Raw genomic sequence first — 18,612 nt, 5'->3', positions numbered from 1 at the left:
CCGAAAGGGAAAGGATGCTAGACTGCGCGCCATGAAACCACAGCGCTTAACTCGTGAGCAGAGCAGGGACCAGACGCGCGAACGTCTGCTGAAAGCCGCGCATCGCATCTTTATGAAGAAAGGCTATGTGGCCGCGAGCGTCGAGGACATTGCCGCGGCGGCCGGCTATACGCGTGGCGCGTTCTACTCGAACTTCCGCAGCAAGTCCGATTTGTTGCTGGAGCTGCTGGAGCGCGATCACGCGGCGGTGCGGGCCGACTTCGAGGTGATTTTCGAAGGCGGCGGCACGCGCGAGCAGATGGAATCGATGGCGCTCGCGTATTACCGGACGCTGTTTCGCGACGACGAGTACTCGCTGCTGTGGGGCGAGGCGAAGCTGCAGGCGGCGCGCGACGCGAAGTTCCGCGTGCGCTTCAACCAGTTCCTGCACGGCAAGCGCGTGCAGATGGCCGAATTCATCCAGCGCTTCGCCGAGCGCGCGGGTACGCCGCTGCTGTTGCCGGCCGACACGCTCGCGTTCGGGCTGATGTGCCTGTGCGACGGCGTGCAGTCGTATTACACGGCCGATCCGCAGCACGTGTCGGCCGACGTGGCCGAATCGGTGCTCGCGGGGTTCTTCGCACGGGTCGTGCTGGGGCGTGCGCCGGACTGACCGGCGCGGGCGGGGCGGGCGGTTTGGCGGCGCGCGTCAGCGTTCGCCGGTCATCCGCCGGTACGCGTCGAGCAGCGACGTCTTGTAGACGACGCCCGCGAGCGTCGGCTCGGCTTCGCTTTCGATCACCGGCAGGCGTTCGCCCTGGAACGCCATGAAGCGTTCGAGCGCGGTCGCGAGCGGCATGTCCGGCGTGAGCAGCGGAAACGGCGTGTGCGCGTAGTGTGCGGCCGTCTTGTCGGTCGTGTCGCGCTTGTCGAGCAGGTCCGACGTGATGTCCTTCAGCGCGACCGCGCCGCGGAAGCGCCCGGCGTCGTCGGTCACGTACAGGTACTTCACCGGATATTCGAGAAACACGCGGGTCATGTCGGCGACGCTCGCGGTGAGCGGCACGACCGTCTGCGCGGGCTGGATCAGCTCGCGCATCTGCGTGGTGCGCAGCCGCTGTCGCTCCTGCGCGTCCTGGTAGTGGTGCTGCGTGATTTCGTACATCGACGTCGTGCCGGTCGCGCGCGCGACGAAATACGCGAACACGCACGACACCAGCAGCGGCAGCACGACCTGATAGCTCAGCGTCATCTCGAAGATCATCAGGATCGCCATCAGCGGCGCCTGCGTGGCGCCCGCCATGAACGCGCCCATCCCGACGATCGCGTACGCGAAATACGCGGACGTATGGCCGGGCCACAGCGCGTCCATCGCGAGCCCGAATAGCGAGCCGAACACGGCGCCGACGAACAGCGTCGGCGTGAACACGCCGCCGATCGCGCCGGAGCCGGCGGTCGCGGCGGTCGCGATCACCTTGAACACGAGGACCGCGACGAGCGCTTGCCAGGTCCACGGCGCATGGAGGATGTGGTTCACGACGCTGTAGCCGTTGCCCCACACGTCCGGAATCCACACCGAGATCACCCCGACGACGAGGCCGCCGAGCGCGAGCCGCACGGGCAACGGCACCGGCAGCCGCTTGAACTGCGTCTTCGACGCGTCGAGCAGGTGCAGGAACTGCGGCGCGAGCACCCCGCACAGCGCGCCGAGCACGACGAACAGCAGCACCTCGGGGCCGGTCACGGCCGGAAACACCGGCATCTCGTACGGCGGCCGGTAGCCGGCGAATTCGCGCATCACGATGTTCGCGACGACCGACGCGACCACCATCGGCCCGAAGCTTTCCATCGCGATCGTGCCGAGCACGATCTCCGACACGAAAAAGGCGCCGGCGATCGGCGCGTTGTACGCGGACGTGATACCGGCCGCCGCGCCGCACGCGACCAGCAGGCGCAGGCGCGGCGGGTCGAAGTGCGCGAAGCGGCCGACGAGCGACGCGGCGAGCGCCGCGAGCTGCACCATCGGGCCTTCGCGGCCGATCGAGCCGCCGCTGCCGATCGTCAGCAGCGACGACACGCTGCGCCACAGGCTCTGCCGCACCGGCACGACGCCGTTGCCGAGCGCGACCGATTCCATGTAGTCGGTCTTGGCGGCCTGCTTGTCGCCGCGCGTCGCAAGCAGCAGCACGCAGCCGGCGAGGAAACCGCCCGCGGCCGGCATCCAGAACCGCACGTACCACGGCAGGCTCTTCGCCATCTGCACGAAGCTGCCGCTGTGCCCCGAGATCAGGCGCTGCATCAGGTCGATGCCTTCGCGGAACGCCATCGTGGCAAAGGCGCCGCCGACGCCGACGATGGCCGACCAGATCAGCATCGTATGGGCGTCCGACAGGCGGAACAGCGTTTGGGCGCGAGTGCGCAGCTTCAGCAGGAACGAGAGCACGGCTGAAAGGGGGCGATGGAAAACGACGCGAAGCATAGCACTGCGCCGCGCCCGCGGGACCTCCCCGGCGGACGCGGCGCGCGAACCGTCACGGACATGCGGCTCAGCCAAGCCAGTGCTGCACGGCCCAGGTGATCCCGTAGCCGCCGGCGATCAACCACACGTACAGGATCAGGCCGGTCATCAGCGCCCGCGGGCCGGCCGCGCGGATCTGCGCGACGCGGGTCTCGATGCCGAGCGCGGTCATGGCCATCGTGAGCGCGAAGGTGTCGAGCACGTTCAGCGTATGCGTGACGTCCGTGGGCAGCACGTTCAGCGAATTGACGATCACGAAGCCGAGGAAGCCGAGCGCGAACCACGGCACCGCCACCTTGCGCTTGCCTTGCGCGCCGCCGGCCGCGTCGTGACCCGCGGGGGCCGAGCGGGCGAGCCACCAGCCGAGCGCGAGCAGCACCGGGACCAGCAGCATCACGCGCGTCATCTTCACGATCGTCGCGACGTGCGCGACCTCCGGGCTGATGTCGCTCGCCGCGCCGACCACCTGCGCGACTTCGTGGATCGTGCCGCCGAAGAACAGGCCGAGGCCGGCCGGATCGAGGTTCAGCAGCCCGGCGTGATAGGCGAGCGGATACAGGAACATCGACAGCGTGCCGAACAGCACGACGCTGCCCACGGCCATCGCGCTCTGGTGCGGCTTCGACTGCAGCGTCGACTCGAACGCGAGCACGGCGGCCGCGCCGCAGATCGCGCTGCCGGCGGCGGTCAGCAGCGCGGCGTCGCGGTCGAGCTTCATCAGCTTCATGCCGGCCCAGGTGCCGATCACGAGCGTGCTGACGACGACCAGCACCGAGACCGTGAGGCCCGGCAGCCCGACCTGCGCGATTTCCTGCAGGCTCACGCGCAACCCGAAGAACGCGACCGCGATGCGCAGCAGCTTGCGTGCGGAGAAATTGACGCCGGCCGCCCAGCTGGCCGGCATGCCGTCGCGCAGGCCGTTGCCGTACAGCGCACCGGCGACGATGCCGACGATCAGCGGCGACAGGCCGAGTCCTGCGATCGCGGGAAGCTGGGACAGGCTCGTGACGGCGGCGGCGAACAGCGCGACGAACAGCACGCCGTTCAACTGGCCGCGCATCGACGGCGCGGCATGGCTGAGATGGGGAGTCGGAGCAGTGGACATGGAAGCACCGTGATGGAGCGTGTTGCGATGCTGTAATCCTAATTTTGTTATATCGATATGAAAAATTGTGATTTGTGACGTAAACTATCCGGAAAGCCGATAATTTATCCCCATGACCCCGGATCAACTGATAACGTTCGCCGCCGTCGCCGAGCATCTGAACATCAGCCACGCCGCCGTGGCGCTGCACCTGTCGCAGCCGGCCGTGTCGGGCCAGTTGCGGCTGCTGCAGGACGAATTCGGCGAGCCGCTGTACCAGCGCGACGGCCGCGGCATCCGCCTGACGCCGGTCGGCGAGCAACTCGCGCAGTACGCGAAGGCGCAGCGCGACACGTTCGCGCAGGCGCGTGCGTTTCGCGATGCGGTGCGCGGACTGGAAGCCGGCACGCTGCGGATCGGCGCGAGCACGACGCCCGCGAGCTATCTGCTGCCGTACCTGATCGCGGCGTTCCAGCCGCGCGCGCCGCGCGTGTCGATCCAGACGATGAGCGGCAATACGGCCGACGTGGTCGCGGCGCTGCCGTCGCTCGACATCGCGCTGATCGAAGGGCCGCCCGGCGAGGCGCTGCCGCCGGGCACCGCCGTGCACGCGTGGCACGAGGACGAGATCGTCGCGATCGTGCCGGCCGGCCATCCGCTCGCGGCGTCCGGCTACGACGCGGGCGTGACGCTCGACGCGCTGGCCGCGCATCCGCTCGTGCTGCGCGAGGCGGGCTCCGCGGTGCGGCAACTCGTCGAGCGCGCGTTCGCGCATGGCGGCGCGCCGATGCGCGTCGCGTTCGAGATCGCCGGGGTCGAGGCCGTGAAGGAGGCCGTGCGCGCGGGGATGGGCGTCGGCTTCGTGTCCGCGATGTCGCTGCGTCACCAGGATGCGGCGCTCGTGCTGCGCTCGCTCTCGCCCGCGCCGCTCACGCGGCATTTCTCCATTCTCGTGCCGCATGGCGGCGCCCCGTCGCGGGTCGCCGCGCAATTCCTCGAAATGAGTCTCGCGCAGGATCTCGCGTAGACGGCCGACGCCGCGCCGGGAACGGGCGTTGCGCGCCGTGCGGCGCGGATTCGCGCGGTGCGCGGTCTTAGGGATTTCCTCTATGGCGTGGGCCTGACGTGAAGCGCACCATCCGTCTCAAGCAAATGGAACCGGTTCCATTCCGGTTTAAAAAGGGCAAAATGGCAGACATCGTGATCGTGGCGAGCGCATTCGGGATGGACCGGGTGCGCCAGGAGAGCCACAGTGCATTCATCGCGACCGTGGCGGCATCCGGTGCGACCGGTTTCGAGGTGCGGCGCGAACTGTTCGCGTCGGACGACGACACGGCGCCCGGCGCGCTGGCCGCGCTCGGCGCGCTGATCAGCGGCCACGGGCTGTGGTCGGTCTATTCGACACCGGACTCGCTGTATACGGACACCGGTGCGCTCGACGCAGACGCATTGCGCGACGCGCTCGCGCAAGCCGACGCGCTCGGCGCGCGCTTCGTCAAATTCCAGCTCGGCGGCTTCGCCGGCGACGCGCACGCGGCCGAAATCGTCGCGCTGTCGCGCGGCGCGCGGGCCCGCGTGGTGGTCGAGAACGGCCAGCTCGAGGTCGGCGGCGCGTTCGCGCAGTTCCGCGGGCTGTTCGACGCGCTGGCCGACGCCGGCATGCCCGACGCGCTCGGCATGACGTTCGACATCGGCAACTGGCAGTGGCGCGGCGAAGCGCCGCTCGACTGCGCGCAGGTGCTCGCGCCGCACGTGGAATACATTCATTGCAAGGCCATCGAAGGCGAGGGCGCGCGTCGTTTCGCCACCGCGCCGGCGCCGAACGATCCGCTCGTGACCGGCGTGCTCGCGGCGCTGCCGCAGCATGCGCCGCGCGGCATCGAGTTTCCGTTCGACGCGGCCGACCTGGCCGGCGATGCCTGCCGGCGCGTCGCGTGGCTCGCGACCGCGTGACGGCAGCAGGATCCTGAGGAGTTCAGTCATGAAAGCAGCACTCGATGTCGTGACCTACGGCGAAGCGATGGCGATGTTCGTCGCGACGGAGCCGGGCCACCTCGCGCACGCCGGGCAATTCGCGAAGCGGATCGCCGGCGCCGACCTGAATGTCGCGATCGGCCTGTCGCGGCTCGGCTTCCGGGTCGGCTGGATGAGCCGGGTCGGCCGCGATTCGTTCGGCCGCTACGTGCTCGACACGCTGGCGCGCGAGGGCATCGACGCGTCGTGCGTGACCGTCGACCCGCGTTACCCGACCGGTTTCCAGCTGAAGTCGCGCAACGATGACGGCAGCGACCCGACCGTCGAATACTTCCGCAAGGGCTCGGCGGCGAGCCACCTGTCGTGCGACGACTACGTGGCCGACTACGTGCTCGGCGCGCGCCACCTGCATCTGACGGGCGTCGCGCCGGCGATCTCCGCGACCTCGTGCGGACTCGCGTTCCAGCTCGCGCGCGAGATGCGGGCGGCCGGCAAGACGATTTCGTTCGACCCGAACCTGCGCCCGACGCTGTGGCCGTCCGCCGACGTGATGGCGAAGACGCTGAACGCGCTCGCGACGCTCGCCGACTGGGTGCTGCCGGGCCTCGCCGAAGGGCGGCAACTCACCGGCCACGACACGCCGGCCGACATCGCGGGCTTCTATCTCGCGCAGGGCGCGCGCGGCGTCGTGATCAAGCTCGGCGAGCAGGGCGCGTATTTCCGCACGGCCGACGGCCGCGAGGGCACGGTCGCCGGCGAGCGCGTCGAGCGGGTCGTCGATACGGTCGGCGCCGGCGACGGCTTCGCGGTCGGCGTGGTCAGCGCGCTGCTCGAAGGGCGCGGCATCGAGCAGGCGGTCGCGCGGGGCAACCGGATCGGTGCGCTCGCGATCCAGGTGATCGGCGATTCGGAAGGACTGCCGGCGCGCGACGCACTCGACCGGCTCGAAAACGTCAGCAATCGCGCCGATCGCTTAGAGGAAACCGTCACCGCGCAATGAGAGGCCGGACACGGCACAATCCGCGGATCCATTTCGTGCGCGACGCACAGTCATTTTGTTCGAGGCCGGGCCGGCGCCAGTGCGCCCACTCCGGTCCATATACGGAGACACTCTCATGGCAGCCAATCTCGCAGCGCGCCGGTGGTGGACGATCATGCCGATCGTCTTCATCACGTACAGCCTCGCTTACCTCGACCGCGCGAACTACGGGTTCGCGGCGGCGGCCGGCATCAACCAGGATCTCGGGATCAGCAAGGGCCTGTCGTCGCTGATCGGCGCGCTGTTCTTCCTCGGCTACTTCTTCTTCCAGATTCCCGGCGCGATCTACGCGGAACGCCGCAGCGTGAAGAAGCTCGTGTTCGTCAGCCTCGTGCTGTGGGGCGCGTGCGCGGCCCTGACCGGCGTGGTCAGCAACATCCCGTCGCTGATGGCGATCCGCTTCGTGCTCGGCGTCGTCGAGGCGGCCGTGATGCCGGCGATGCTGATCTACATCAGCAACTGGTTCACGAAGAACGAGCGCTCGCGGGCGAACACGTTCCTGATCCTCGGCAACCCGGTCACCGTGCTGTGGATGTCGATCGTGTCGGGTTATCTCGTGCACGAGTTCGGCTGGCGTCACATGTTCATCGCCGAAGGCGTGCCGGCCGTCATCTGGGCCGTGTGCTGGTGGTGCCTCGTGCAGGACAAGCCGGCCGATTCGCCGTGGCTCAGCGCGCAGGAAAAGCGCGACCTCGACGCCGCGCTCGCGGCCGAGCAGGCGGCGATCAAGCCGGTGCGCAACTATGGCGAGGCGTTCCGTTCGCCGGCCGTGATCAAGCTGTGCGCGCAATATTTCTGCTGGAGCATCGGCGTGTACGGCTTCGTGCTGTGGCTGCCGTCGATCGTGAAGAACGGTTCCGACCTCGGGATGGTCGCGACCGGCTGGCTGTCCGCGCTGCCGTACCTCGCGGCGACGATCGCGATGCTCGCCGCGTCGTGGGCGTCCGACAAGGTCGGCTCGCGCCGCGGTTTCGTGTGGCCGTTCCTGCTGGTCGGCGCGGCCGCGTTCGCCGCGTCGTACGCGCTCGGCTCGTCGCATTTCTGGATCTCGTATGCGCTGCTGGTCGTCGCGGGCGCCGCGATGTATGCGCCGTACGGCCCGTTCTTCGCGATCGTGCCGGAACTGCTGCCGAAGAACGTCGCCGGCGGCGCGATGGCGCTGATCAACAGCATGGGTGCGCTCGGCTCGTTCGTCGGTTCGTACTTCGTCGGCTACCTGAACGGTGCGACCGGGTCGCCCGTCGCGTCGTACGCATTCATGAGCGCCGCGCTCGTCGCCGCGGTGATCCTCACGCTGTCCGTCAAACCCCAGGCGCGCGATGCGCATCCGCTCGCCGCGCCGCTGCAAGGAAAATGAAACGATGAAGCCCCGTATCGTCGCGTACAAGCCGCTGCCCGATGACGTTCTCGCGTACCTGCGCGAGCATGCGGACGTCGTGCAGGCCGACGGCGCCGACGCGCTCGCCGCCGCGCTCGGCGACGCGGACGGCGCGATCGGCGCGAGCCTGAAGGTCACGCCGCAGATGCTCGATCGCGCGCCGCGGCTGAAGGCGTGGTCGACGATCTCGGTCGGCTACGACAACTTCGACGTCGCCGATTTCACACGTCGCGGCATCGTGCTCGCGCATACGCCGGACGTGCTGACCGAATCCACGGCCGATACGGTGTTCTCGCTGATCCTCGCCTCCGCCCGCCGCGTGGTCGAGCTGGCCGAGTGGGTGAAGGCCGGCCACTGGCACCGCAGCATCGGCCCGGACCTGTACGGCACCGACGTGCAGGGCAAGACGCTCGGCATCGTCGGGCTCGGGCGGATCGGCGGCGCGGTCGCACGGCGCGCGGCGCTCGGCTTCCGGATGCAGGTGCTGTACGCGAACCGGTCCGCGCATGCCGAGGCCGAGACGCAGTACGGCGCACGGCGCGTGACGCTCGACGCGCTGCTCGCGCAGTCGGATTTCGTGTGCCTGCAGGTGCCGCTGTCGCCCGATACGCGCCACCTGATCGGCGCACCCGAATTCGCGAAGATGAAGCGCAGCGCGATCCTGATCAACGTGTCGCGCGGGCCCGTCGTCGACGAAGCCGCGCTGGTCGACGCGCTGCGCGCGGGGACGATCCGCGCCGCGGGGCTCGACGTGTTCGAGAAGGAGCCGCTGCCGGCCGATTCGCCGCTGCTGCAGATGAAGAACGTCGTCGCGCTGCCGCATATCGGCTCGGCGACGCACGAGACGCGCCATGCGATGGCGCGCTGTGCCGCGGAAAACCTGGTCGGCGCGCTGGCCGGCACGCTGCGCACGAATCTCGTCAATCCGGATGCGCTGGCGCACGCCTGAACCGCGTCCGGCAACGGGCCGGCAGGGGGCCGGCGCCGTTAGAGTCGATGATCTTGGTGCCGGAGGGCTGGCTGCGTTATGATCGCCCGCTCTCGTCGCATCGACGACCGGCCACGCGGCTGGCGGCGTCGCGCGGCGGGCATCCGCGCCAGGTCCGGTGCGGCCGACTGCTGTAGCACGCGATGGGCGGGCGCTGATCGACCGCGCAGCAACCGGGCCAGCGCAGGCGCCGACGCGCCGGGACAGGGAAGGCCGCCGGTTGGCTTACGTTTCCAACAACAAAGGTCCGTCTGCTCACGAAGCGGCGCGGATCGTACGTCGCGAGGCACGACAGTGACCGATTCGCAACCTTCCACGACGCGTCCGGCGACGATCAGCGACGTCGCGCGCGAGGCCGGCACGGGCAAGACCAGCGTTTCGCGCTACCTGAACGGCGAGACGCATGTGCTGTCCGTCGATCTGCGCCAGCGGATCGAGGCGGCCATCGCGCGGCTCAACTACCGGCCGAACCAGATGGCGCGCGGGCTCAAGCGCGGCCGCAACCGGCTGCTCGGCATGCTCGCGGCCGACCTGACCAATCCCTACACCGTCGAAGTGCTGCAGGGCGTCGAGGCCGCGTGCCATGCGCTCGGCTACATGCCGCTCATCTGTCACGCGGCGAACGAAGTCGAGATGGAGCGCCGCTTCTTGCAGTTGCTCACGACTTACCGCGTCGAAGGGCTGATCGTCAACGCGCTGGGCGCCGAGGAAGACGTGCTGCGGCCACTGCGCGGCGCGGGCATTCCGGCCGTGCTCGTCGACCGCACGGTCGAGGGCTTCGAGGCCGACCTGATCGGTCTCGACAACACCGACGCGATCGAGACGGCGCTCGCGCACCTGGTCGAGCGCGGTTTCGACGCGATCCACTTCGTCGTGCAACCGTTCGAGCAGGTCAGCTCGCGGCGCGTGCGCGAGGCCGCGTTCCGCGCGGCGCTGGCCGCGCGCGGGCTGGCGGTGCCGCCGACGGTCGTGCTCGACCTGAACGAACCCGACGCGGCCGCGGCGGCGCTCGCCGACGTCGATGTCCGCATCGACGACGCGGCCCGGCGCGGCGTGCGCGCGGCGCTGTTCGCCGCGAATGCGCCGGTCGCGCTGGCGATTGCGCGCCACCTGCGCGCGCGCTTCGGCGCCGCGTGGCAACAGAAGGCGGCGCTGCTGTCGATCGACGACCCGGAATGGGCCGAGCTGATCGGCATCACGACGATCCGTCAGCCGACCTACGAAATCGGCTACAAGGCCGTCGAATTCGTGCACGAGCGGATCGACGGCGCGGCGGGCGACGTGCGCGTCGCGATGCTGCCCGGCGAGCTGATTGCACGCGCGTCGACCGCAAGCTGAGTATCATTCGGGGCACGCGGCGCTTCAGGCGCGCTGCTTCGAACCAAGGAACTCCATGACTGTCGCTCCCGTCACGCTGGCGGCGCTGATCGCCGCCACGCTGATCATCGCGCTGCTGCCGCTCGTCCTCTACCGCATCCTGCGCAAGCCGCTTGCGCTCAACCGCCGCGACACGATCGTCGGCGTCGCCGTCTTCACGCTGTTCGCGATGATTCTCGAGCGCGCGTTCCACGGGCTCGTGCTGAGTCACACGCCCGAGGACGGCTGGCTGACGCAGCCGCTCGCGTTCGTCGCGTACAGCGCGCTCGCGACCGCCGTATTCGAGGAAGTCGGCCGCTATCTCGGGATGCGCGTCCTGAACCGCCGCTATGGCGCATCGGCCGGCGATGGCCGCGGGATCGGCTACGGAATCGGCCATGGCGGTGCCGAAGCGTGGTTCGTCGGCGTGCTCGTGTGGGGCCAGTGGTCGTATCTCGCGTGGCTCGCGAGCCGCGGCCAGCTCGAGACGCAGTTGTCGGACCTGCCAGTCGACACCGTGGTGCGGCTGCACATGATGCTCGCGACGCTGTCGGCCCAGTCGATCCTGCTGTTGCTGCTCGAACGCTGCGCGGCGTTCGCGGTGCAACTGGCGTTGTCGGTGCTGGTGTGGCGCGGCGTGCGTGCCGGCCGACTGGCCGTGTTGCCGCTCGCGATCGTGCTGCATGCGCTCGCGGCGACGCCGACGCTGCTGTACCAGGTGCGCGTGCTGCCCGCCGCGTGGGTCGAGGCCGCGTATTTCGTGCTGGCCGCGATCCTGGTGATCGTGCTGGTGAAGACGTGCCGGCCGTCGCGCGCGGCGGCATGACGGGGGAAGACGCGATGGACGACTATCTGATCGAATGCCAGAGCGCGGAATTCGACGCGCTCGCGCGCGTGATCTGCGATCTCTTTCCGGAGCAGACGCGCTTTGTCGAAAACAGCGACGCGCGCGGGCGATTCCTGTCCGTGCAGTGGCTGGCGATGCGGTTCGGCGCGACGCCGAAGCGGATGACGCTCGACATCCGGATCGTGCCGGCCGCGCTCGCGCGCTACCTGGCGCTCAAGCCGATGCAGCGCGCGCGCAGCCATGCGGTGCTGCATGCGTATACGGAAGCGATGCTGGGCTCGCTCGAGGAGCGGCACGCGGCCGGCGAGGCCGTCGAGCGCGACGCGGAACTCGAACTCGACGAAGACTTTGCGTGAGCGACCGCGCCGGCCTCGTGCCGGCGCGGTGCATTACGCGTCGCGGTAGACCTGCGCGAAGCGCTGCGCCTGCACGACGCCGTAGTCGCCGGGCGCGTATTGCATGACCCAGTCGCCGGCGACGCCGCGCAGCGTGTCGCCGTTTTCCGAGCGGGCGATCGTAAACGGTTCGTCCATCCGCCGCGCGAGCACGACGGCCGGCCGGTTGCGATAGGCGCCCGGCGTGCCGTGCGCGAGCGCCGGATCGGCGGGCAGGTATTTGGCGTCGAAGCGCGCGCGCGATACGACCCAGCGGTCGCCGGTCGAGCCGGTGATCAACGCGTCGCCCGCGACATAGCGGTTCGGGCCTTCGAGGCTCATCAGTTCGCCGTCGGCGTCCGCGAACGACACGGCGACGGTTTCGTCCTTGACGACGCGACGGGCCTGCGGATCGGTACGCAGATCGAGTTGCTTGAGTTCGAGCATGGCGGGGAAGGGCGGGAAAGCGGGAAAGCCGGGAGCTTATCCCGAATTCGGCGCGCCGTGTGGCGCGCCGGTCGCCGATCGCGACGCGGCGCCGTTCGGCCCGGGCGGGCCGGCACGGCGCCGGTGGGGAGGGCGTCAGGGCTGCGCGGGTGCGCTCGCGGCCGGCGCGGCGGCGGCCTTGCCTTCCTTGCCCTTCGTCTTGCCCTTGCCGCGGTGCTCGCCGCCGTGGTGCAGCCAGCTGCGGAACGTCGTGTCGGCCAGCGCCTTCTGCTCGGCCGGGAAGCTCTCGTAGAGCGGCGCGAACGCGTCGGCGAGCTTCTTCGCGCCGTCGGCGTTCGCCTGCGACAGTTCCGCGTACTGTTCCATGTCGTCGAGCGCGGACACGTCGTGCTTGGCCATCCGTTCGCTGTAGAGGCGGCCCATCGTTGCGCCGTTGTCGCGCATCGTGTCGGCGAACGTCTTCCATTGCGGCTCCTGCGCCGACGTGATCTTCAATTGATCGTGCAGGTACTTGATGCGCTGCTCGATGCGCGCTTCGTGGCGTGCCGCGCGCTGCTCGGCACTCGGGGCCGACGCCGCGGCGGGCGTGGCGGCCGTCGTGGCCGGCGCCTGGGCGCTCGCTTGCGGCTGCGCCGGGGTTTGCGCGAATGCGCTGGCTGCAACGACGAGCGTAGCGAGGGTGAGCGAGATTTTCTTCATGGTGGGCTCTCCGGGGTGGTGTCTGGCGAGCGGGCGCGGCGGCCATTGCCGCCAGCGCGCCGCTCGCGTCGCCCGCTATTAGTAGCACGTTGCATGCAGCGCGGCAGGGAATGCGACACTTGCTTACATCCGATACGAATCGAAATTGAAAGGTTCGCCGCCGGGCGATGCCGGTTGGGCGCGCCGGCGTTCGGCGCTATCATCGCGTCACTTTCCACTCCGCCGGCGCATCGCGTGCCGGCCCAGCGTCATGCGTCCACCCCGCCTCGACCAACTCGACGATCTCGACCGGCAACTCGTCGCGCTGCTGCAAGCCGATGCGCGCGCCAGCGTCGCCGATCTCGCACGCCAGCTCGACGTGGCGCGCACGACAGTCGTCGCACGCATCGCGCGGCTCGAACGCACCAACGTGATCGCCGGATACAGCGTGCGACTCGGGCAGGACGTGCTCGACGCGAGCATCTATGCGTACGTCGGCATCATCCTCACGCCGAAGTTCGGCAAGGACGTCTTGCGCAAGCTCGACCGGATGCCGGAAGTCCAGTTGCTGTGCGCGGTGAGCGGCGAGTACGACTACGTTGCGTGGCTGCGCGCCGACTCGCCGGAGCGGCTCAACGACCTGCTCGACCAGATCGGCACGCTCGAAGGCGTCGAGCGCACGACGACGTCGATCATCCTGTCGCGCAAGATCGATCGCGGGACGATCGGCGGCTGACCTGTTGCGCGCGTCGCCGCGCATGACGGCGCAAGTCCCTGCATCGCGCGGGGCGCGTTGCGTCACGGATGCGCGGCTTGAAGTCGGGTACCTGTCCGCTCGCATGCGTATTGGCCTTTGCTGTACTTCATGATCGGCACGGGCGACCGTGGTCGACCCTTCGCGCATCGCGCGCGTCTCTCCCGAATCTCCGTTCGTATTCCGCTTCGACCGACGTGCCGCATCGGACGCACGGGCCGTTCGTGCGCCCGATGTCACGCGGTGTGTCCGCGTCTTCGTCCTTGCAATATGCAACCGCCAACGTCCGGTTTGCGATCGCGTTGCTACACGATTTTTAGATGATTTGGTCGTTTCGACCAAATATACCGTCATAACGTCGAAACTATCGGTCGTTTCGCATCATTCTTCGTCTTGGAACTGATTTTGAGCGTCCCTAAACTGTGTTCATGGCTCGACGCCGTACACCAACATCAAACCCATCATCAGGAGATAAGCGCATGAAAATCGCCATTGTCGGCGCAGGTCTGATCGGCCACACCATTGCTCACATGCTGCGCGAAACGGGCGACTACGAAGTCGTCGCGTTCGACCGCGATGCGGATGCGCTCGCGAAGCTGTCGCGCGAAGGCATTGCGACGCAACGGGTCGATTCGGCCGACGCGAATGCGATTCGCGAAGCAGTGAAGGGCTTCGATGCGCTCGTCAACGCGCTGCCTTACTACCTCGCGGTCAACGTGGCCGCCGCCGCGAAGGCTGCCGGCGTTCACTACTTCGACCTGACCGAAGACGTGCGTGCGACCCACGCGATCCGCGAACTGGCCGACGGCTCCGACCGCGCGTTCATGCCGCAGTGCGGCCTCGCGCCGGGCTTCATCGGCATCGCCGCGCACGAGCTCGTGAACGGCTTCAGCGAAGTGCGCGACGTGAAGATGCGCGTCGGCGCGCTGCCCGAGTATCCGACCAACGCGCTGAAGTACAACCTGACGTGGAGCGTCGACGGCCTGATCAACGAGTACTGCCAGCCGTGCGAAGCGATCCGCGACGGCCGCAAGCAGTGGGTGCAGCCGCTCGAAGGCCTCGAGCACTTCTCGCTCGACGGCACCGAATACGAAGCGTTCAACACGTCGGGCGGCCTCGGCACGCTGTGCGAAACGCTGTCGGGCAAGGTCGAGACGCTCGACTACAAGTCGGTGCGCTACCCGGGTCACCGCGAGCTCGTCCAGTTCCTGCTGGAAGACCTGCGCCTGTCGACCGATCGCGACACGCTGAAGTCGATCATGCGCCGCGCGGTGCCGTCGACCAAGCAGGACGTCGTGCTCGTGTTCGTCACGGTGACGGGCGTGAAGGACGGCCAGCTGGTGCAGGACGTGTTCACCCGCAAGATCTTCGCGAAGGACGTGTGCGGGATGCACATGAGCGCGATCCAGATCACGACGGCCGGCGCGATGTGCGCGGTGCTGGATCTGTTCCGCGAAAAGAAGCTGCCGCAGAGCGGTTTCATCCCGCAAGAGAAGGTGTCGCTGAAGGCGTTCCTGTCGAACCGCTTCGGCAAGCTGTACGACGGCGGCACGATGGAGCGCGTGCACGCGGTTGCCTGACCGCGGTTGCCAGACCATTCCGCCAGCCTCTGGCACGAGGGCCGTACGACGCCGGGAGCGCAGCAGCGCTTCCGGCGTTGTTTTTTGCGGGAAGGGAAAGGGTGCCGGGCGGCGCGATCAGGCCGGCAGCGGCGGGACGATCGTCGCCGGTTGCGGCGGCGGCACGATGCGGTACAGCAGTGCGTCGACGTCCGCGTCCGACGGCGTGGTGTTGTCGAACATCACGATGCCGTCGCATTCGTGGCCGGTCGGCACGAAGCGGCGCTGCCGGTATTCGTCCCAGTGCGCGAGCTTGTACGCATCGTTCGGATTGGCGCGCGCGACGATCCGCTGGTGCGCGACGTCTTCCGACGTATGGACCCACACGACCGTCAGCGTGACGTCCGGTGCGATGCCGAGCCACGCGCGATCGAGGATGCGCCGGTCGCGCACTTCACGCGACAGCGGGCCGACGACGAGCGCGCCGATGCCCAGCGAGAGATTTTCGCGGGCCGTGTCGAGCAGCCCCTGGTATTCGGGATCGCGAAGATGTTTCAGATAGAGCGGGCTGTCGCGATCGTTCGGATCGTCCGCGAGCGCGCCCATCGCGGCCGCGCTGTAGCGGCCGTACAGCGTGTCCTTGTCGAGCAGGCAGAACGCCTCGCCGGTCGCGCGCATCAGCGGCCCGATGAGCCGCTTCGCGAGCGTGGTCTTGCCGGTGCCGGCGTGACCGCAGAAGAACACCAGATGCGTCACGAATACCGGCTCCCCGACCGCTGGCCCGACGTATCGCTGCGCTTGTCGCCGCGCGAGAATACTTCCGCTTCCAGCCACATCGCGTTGATGATGCCGAAGCCGAGCGCCACGCCGATGCCGAGTATCCACGAGAAATACCACATAGGTCTGTCTCCTTGACGGTTGGGCCGCGCGGCCGTTGTGCGTCGCGCAACGCAGGCCCGGCGGGCCTGTGGGAGCGCGTCGACGCGCATGCTGCGGCGCACGCAGCCCGATCATGACCAATATCGGCGTGCCGCGCAAGCCGGGCCGTTCGTGCAGCAAACCGGTAAACTGATGCGCAAACCGCAACGTCACGAATACCATGCTGATCAACTGTGCTGCTTACCAGGACGGCCGCAAGCTGGCCGATATCGACATCGACGCCATCAGCGATTACGTGTCGAAGCCCGAATGCTTCGTGTGGGTCGCGCTGAAGGACCCGACGCCCGAGGAAATCGACCTGATGGGCGAGGAGTTCGGCTTGCACGAGCTGGCGCTCGAGGATGCCCGCAAGGGCCATCAGCGGCCGAAGATCGAGGAATACGGCGATTCGCTGTTCGCGGTGCTTCACACGGTCGAACTCGACGAGGACGACGAATTCAAGGTCGGTGAATTGAACGTATTCGTCGGTCCGAATTACGTGCTGTCGATCCGCAACCATACCGAGCACGATTTCCGCGACGTGCGCAAGCGTTGCGAGCGCGAGCCGCACTTGTTGCGGGAGGGTTCGGCGTTCGTGTTCTACGCGTTGATGGACCAGGTCGTCGACCGGTATTTCCCGATCCTCGAAACGCTCGGAGCGGAACTCGAGGAACTCGAGGACCGCATCTTCGCGAAGGCGACGCCGGCGTCGTCGCGCGCGATCATCGAGGATCTCTATTCGCTGAAGCGCCGGCTCGTGCTGCTGTACCAGCACACGGCGCCGCTGATGGAGCCGCTCGCGAAGCTCACCGGCGGGCGCGTGCCGCAGGTCTGCAGCGGGATGGCGGCTTACTTCCGCGACGTGTACGACCATCTGCAGCGGATCGTGAAGACGATCGAAGGGCGTCGCGAGATGGTCGTCACGGCGATCCAGGTCAACCTCGGGATGATTTCGCTCGCGGAGAACGAGGTGACCAAGCGGCTCGGCTCGTTCGCCGCGCTGTTCGCGATACCGACGATGATCGCCGGCATCTACGGGATGAACTTCGCGAACATGCCCGAGCTGCACCTGAAATACGGGTTCTACGGCTGCATCGCGGTGATGGCCATCGCCGACCTCGCGCTGTGGTGGCGTTTCAAACGGGCAGGGTGGCTGTAGTCCGGCTTCAGGCCGGACGCGGCGCGTGCTTGCCGATCACGACGCGCCATGGTCGCACGCGCCACGATTTCACGAGGCCGTTCTGCACGTACGGATCGGCGCGCGCGAACGATTCGGCCGCTTCCGGCGAATCGCCTTCGAACACGAGCACGGCCTGGTCGGCCGGGTCCGCCAGCGCACCGGCGAGCACCAGTTCGCCGCGCTCGGTCGCCGCTTGCGCGAGTGCGAGATGCTGGGCGCGGAACGGTTCGCGCCGCGACAGGTAATCGTCGACGAGTTCGTAGATCAACTGGTAATGCATGATCGCTCCAGGAGTCGGTTTCTGCCGCGGGAGGGTGAGCGGCGGGATCAGTATAGGGCAGTGGGAAAGCCGTGGGCGGCGTGGGTTTGCCGGCGTGATCGCGGGCGTTGCTGCGCTCGTTTTTTGAATGACGTATCCCGGGCGGGTATCGTGTTGCTTTCCTGAAATGCAACTAACGGTCTAGTTTTCCCACGTCAACAAATTGCCGGACTCATTCGCGCTTGCCACACCCACGCCCGATTTGTCTACATGAAATGAGGGTCTGCCAACCGTATTCAGGGTCGGGATTTCGCATGCCGGCGAGGGCGGATGAACGGGGCGAAAAGCGACCAGAGCCGGCTGCCGGGCCGTCTGGACGGGCGCCGTGCGAGGGTGTTTCCATTGGGCCGGAATGCGACCTATGCTGAACGAATCCGGAGCGAACGCCGTTCGCCCGATTCGTCCAGACGAGGTGCGCCATGCCGGTCTCAGCCACCCTGCAGGATTGCCTGCGCCAGAAGTCATCGCGGTACGAAGTCGTGTACCACCCCTATAGCCATACGAGCATGGAGACGGCCGCCGCCGCGCATATTCCCGGCGATCGCCTCGCGAAAACCGTGCTCCTGGAGGACGCCGAAGGCTACGTCGCCGCCGTATTGCCGACGACGCACGCCGTGCGCCTGTCGGATCTCTGGGTGAAGACGGGGCGCCATCTCGTGCTCGCCCGGGAGGTCGAGTTGCGCGAGCTGTTCAAGGATTGCGACATGGGCGCGCTGCCGCCGGTCTGCATGGCGTACGGGATGAAGACGTTTCTCGAGGAACGCCTCGCGCAGCAGCCGGAAGTCTATTTCGAGGCCGGCGACCATGAAGCGCTGATTCACATGATGCAGGACGAATTCCTGATGCTGATGGAGACGGCCGAGCGCGCGCATTTTTCGCACCGAATGCAGGGAATGATGTTGTCCTGATGCGGGCGGGTTGTGGCCGTCGATTCGGGGCGGTCCGGAGATCGCCCGGGATGGTTGTGTGTCCGGGGAAATGGGTGCTGTGGGCGGCCGGTGAGGTGCGATTCGGGGCTTTGTCTGGCGGCGATGTTAGACGGGTTGCCGAGTAAATTTCGTATTTGACATAATCATTATTATCGACAGTTTATGTTGTAGTAGCTTTTTAGAAATGTCGTGTTCTAGCCATTTAGAAATGTCGCATTTGGACCTCGGTAAGCTTGCCGGTTCCCCGTCAGATCATGGAGCCGACGATGCACCGAACAGCTCTGGTGACAT

The 18,612-nt window shown here is 67.7% G+C and carries 20 protein-coding genes; 13 read left to right on the top strand and 7 right to left on the bottom strand.

All coding sequences use genetic code 11. From position 1 onward, the window contains the following. Positions 1 to 31: 31 nt before the first annotated feature. Positions 32 to 652, top strand: a complete 621-nt coding sequence (locus MMB92_RS24170) for a TetR family transcriptional regulator (RefSeq protein WP_006491184.1) — start codon at positions 32 to 34, stop codon at positions 650 to 652. 36 nt (positions 653 to 688) lie between these two features. Here MMB92_RS24170 and MMB92_RS24165 read toward each other — a convergent pair whose 3' ends face one another. Then, a complete protein-coding gene (locus tag MMB92_RS24165) occupies positions 689 to 2,422 on the bottom strand; it encodes a ClcB-like voltage-gated chloride channel protein (protein WP_006491181.1) in 1,734 nt (577 codons plus the stop codon). Positions 2,423 to 2,525: 103 nt separating this feature from the next. Further along, positions 2,526 to 3,602 carry a YeiH family protein gene (locus MMB92_RS24160; RefSeq protein WP_264835751.1) on the bottom strand — a complete coding sequence of 359 codons (1,077 nt, stop codon included), beginning with the start codon at positions 3,600 to 3,602 and terminating at the stop codon, positions 2,526 to 2,528. 112 nt (positions 3,603 to 3,714) lie between these two features. Here MMB92_RS24160 and MMB92_RS24155 point away from each other — a divergent pair, with 112 nt between their 5' ends. From MMB92_RS24155 to MMB92_RS24120, 8 genes are all read left to right on the top strand, one after another. Beyond that, on the top strand, positions 3,715 to 4,608 hold the full coding sequence (locus MMB92_RS24155; RefSeq protein WP_034201739.1) for a LysR family transcriptional regulator: 894 nt from the start codon (positions 3,715 to 3,717) through the stop codon (positions 4,606 to 4,608). A gap of 161 nt (positions 4,609 to 4,769) precedes the next feature. Then, on the top strand, positions 4,770 to 5,534 hold the full coding sequence (locus tag MMB92_RS24150; RefSeq protein WP_277562991.1) for a sugar phosphate isomerase/epimerase: 765 nt from the start codon (positions 4,770 to 4,772) through the stop codon (positions 5,532 to 5,534). A gap of 28 nt (positions 5,535 to 5,562) precedes the next feature. Then, complete coding sequence (locus tag MMB92_RS24145) at positions 5,563 to 6,555, top strand: sugar kinase (RefSeq protein WP_277562990.1); 993 nt, start codon at positions 5,563 to 5,565, stop codon at positions 6,553 to 6,555. Between the two features lie 115 nt (positions 6,556 to 6,670). Then, on the top strand, positions 6,671 to 7,951 hold the full coding sequence (locus tag MMB92_RS24140) for an MFS transporter (RefSeq protein ID WP_006493476.1): 1,281 nt from the start codon (positions 6,671 to 6,673) through the stop codon (positions 7,949 to 7,951). A 4-nt stretch (positions 7,952 to 7,955) separates the two neighbouring features. Further along, positions 7,956 to 8,921: an NAD(P)-dependent oxidoreductase gene (locus MMB92_RS24135; RefSeq protein ID WP_258250019.1), complete on the top strand. Its 966-nt coding sequence runs from the start codon at positions 7,956 to 7,958 to the stop codon at positions 8,919 to 8,921. Positions 8,922 to 9,254: 333 nt separating this feature from the next. After that, complete coding sequence (locus MMB92_RS24130; protein WP_006497217.1) at positions 9,255 to 10,298, top strand: LacI family DNA-binding transcriptional regulator; 1,044 nt, start codon at positions 9,255 to 9,257, stop codon at positions 10,296 to 10,298. A gap of 55 nt (positions 10,299 to 10,353) precedes the next feature. Next, positions 10,354 to 11,142 (top strand): YhfC family glutamic-type intramembrane protease, encoded by a 789-nt coding sequence (locus tag MMB92_RS24125; protein ID WP_058901487.1) that lies wholly within the window; start codon positions 10,354 to 10,356, stop codon positions 11,140 to 11,142. Between the two features lie 14 nt (positions 11,143 to 11,156). After that, positions 11,157 to 11,519, top strand: a complete 363-nt coding sequence (locus tag MMB92_RS24120) for a DUF3022 domain-containing protein (protein WP_006491177.1) — start codon at positions 11,157 to 11,159, stop codon at positions 11,517 to 11,519. 33 nt (positions 11,520 to 11,552) lie between these two features. On the opposite strand, the gene MMB92_RS24115 is transcribed toward MMB92_RS24120, so the two are convergent. Then, positions 11,553 to 11,984: a PGDYG domain-containing protein gene (locus MMB92_RS24115; RefSeq protein WP_006491182.1), complete on the bottom strand. Its 432-nt coding sequence runs from the start codon at positions 11,982 to 11,984 to the stop codon at positions 11,553 to 11,555. A gap of 135 nt (positions 11,985 to 12,119) precedes the next feature. Further along, entirely contained in the window at positions 12,120 to 12,683 is a 564-nt protein-coding gene (locus MMB92_RS24110) for a Spy/CpxP family protein refolding chaperone (RefSeq protein WP_109341344.1), read from the bottom strand. Positions 12,684 to 12,933: 250 nt separating this feature from the next. On the opposite strand from MMB92_RS24110, the gene MMB92_RS24105 reads away from it, so the two are divergent. Next, positions 12,934 to 13,398 carry an Lrp/AsnC family transcriptional regulator gene (locus MMB92_RS24105; RefSeq protein ID WP_006481526.1) on the top strand — a complete coding sequence of 155 codons (465 nt, stop codon included), beginning with the start codon at positions 12,934 to 12,936 and terminating at the stop codon, positions 13,396 to 13,398. 497 nt (positions 13,399 to 13,895) lie between these two features. Further along, positions 13,896 to 14,996, top strand: a complete 1,101-nt coding sequence (locus tag MMB92_RS24100) for a saccharopine dehydrogenase C-terminal domain-containing protein (RefSeq protein ID WP_006481527.1) — start codon at positions 13,896 to 13,898, stop codon at positions 14,994 to 14,996. A 117-nt stretch (positions 14,997 to 15,113) separates the two neighbouring features. On the opposite strand, the gene MMB92_RS24095 is transcribed toward MMB92_RS24100, so the two are convergent. Both MMB92_RS24095 and cydX read right to left on the bottom strand, forming a co-directional pair. Then, a complete protein-coding gene (locus MMB92_RS24095; RefSeq protein WP_196433420.1) occupies positions 15,114 to 15,731 on the bottom strand; it encodes an ATP-binding protein in 618 nt (205 codons plus the stop codon). Then, the gene (cydX, locus tag MMB92_RS24090) at positions 15,728 to 15,874 is read right to left on the bottom strand and encodes a cytochrome bd-I oxidase subunit CydX (RefSeq protein ID WP_006481521.1); all 147 of its coding nucleotides are present in this window, start codon (positions 15,872 to 15,874) and stop codon (positions 15,728 to 15,730) included. The genes MMB92_RS24095 and cydX overlap by 4 nt, the downstream gene beginning before the upstream one ends. A 200-nt stretch (positions 15,875 to 16,074) precedes the next feature. Here cydX and corA point away from each other — a divergent pair, with 200 nt between their 5' ends. Further along, positions 16,075 to 17,052 (top strand): magnesium/cobalt transporter CorA, encoded by a 978-nt coding sequence (gene corA / locus MMB92_RS24085; RefSeq protein WP_006475972.1) that lies wholly within the window; start codon positions 16,075 to 16,077, stop codon positions 17,050 to 17,052. 7 nt (positions 17,053 to 17,059) lie between these two features. Here the strand turns inward: corA and MMB92_RS24080 are convergent, their stop codons facing one another. Then, positions 17,060 to 17,353 (bottom strand): YciI-like protein, encoded by a 294-nt coding sequence (locus tag MMB92_RS24080; protein ID WP_006481522.1) that lies wholly within the window; start codon positions 17,351 to 17,353, stop codon positions 17,060 to 17,062. A gap of 458 nt (positions 17,354 to 17,811) precedes the next feature. Between MMB92_RS24080 and MMB92_RS24075 the strand changes: the two genes are divergently transcribed. Further along, complete coding sequence (locus tag MMB92_RS24075; protein ID WP_059723782.1) at positions 17,812 to 18,300, top strand: YbaK/EbsC family protein; 489 nt, start codon at positions 17,812 to 17,814, stop codon at positions 18,298 to 18,300. The last annotated feature ends 312 nt before the right edge of the window (positions 18,301 to 18,612 follow it).

It is taken from the genome of Burkholderia sp. IO2, from assembly GCF_029522185.1.
Taxonomy (GTDB): Bacteria; Pseudomonadota; Gammaproteobacteria; order Burkholderiales; family Burkholderiaceae; genus Burkholderia; species Burkholderia cenocepacia.
This window is presented reverse-complemented; position numbering and strand designations above follow the sequence as displayed.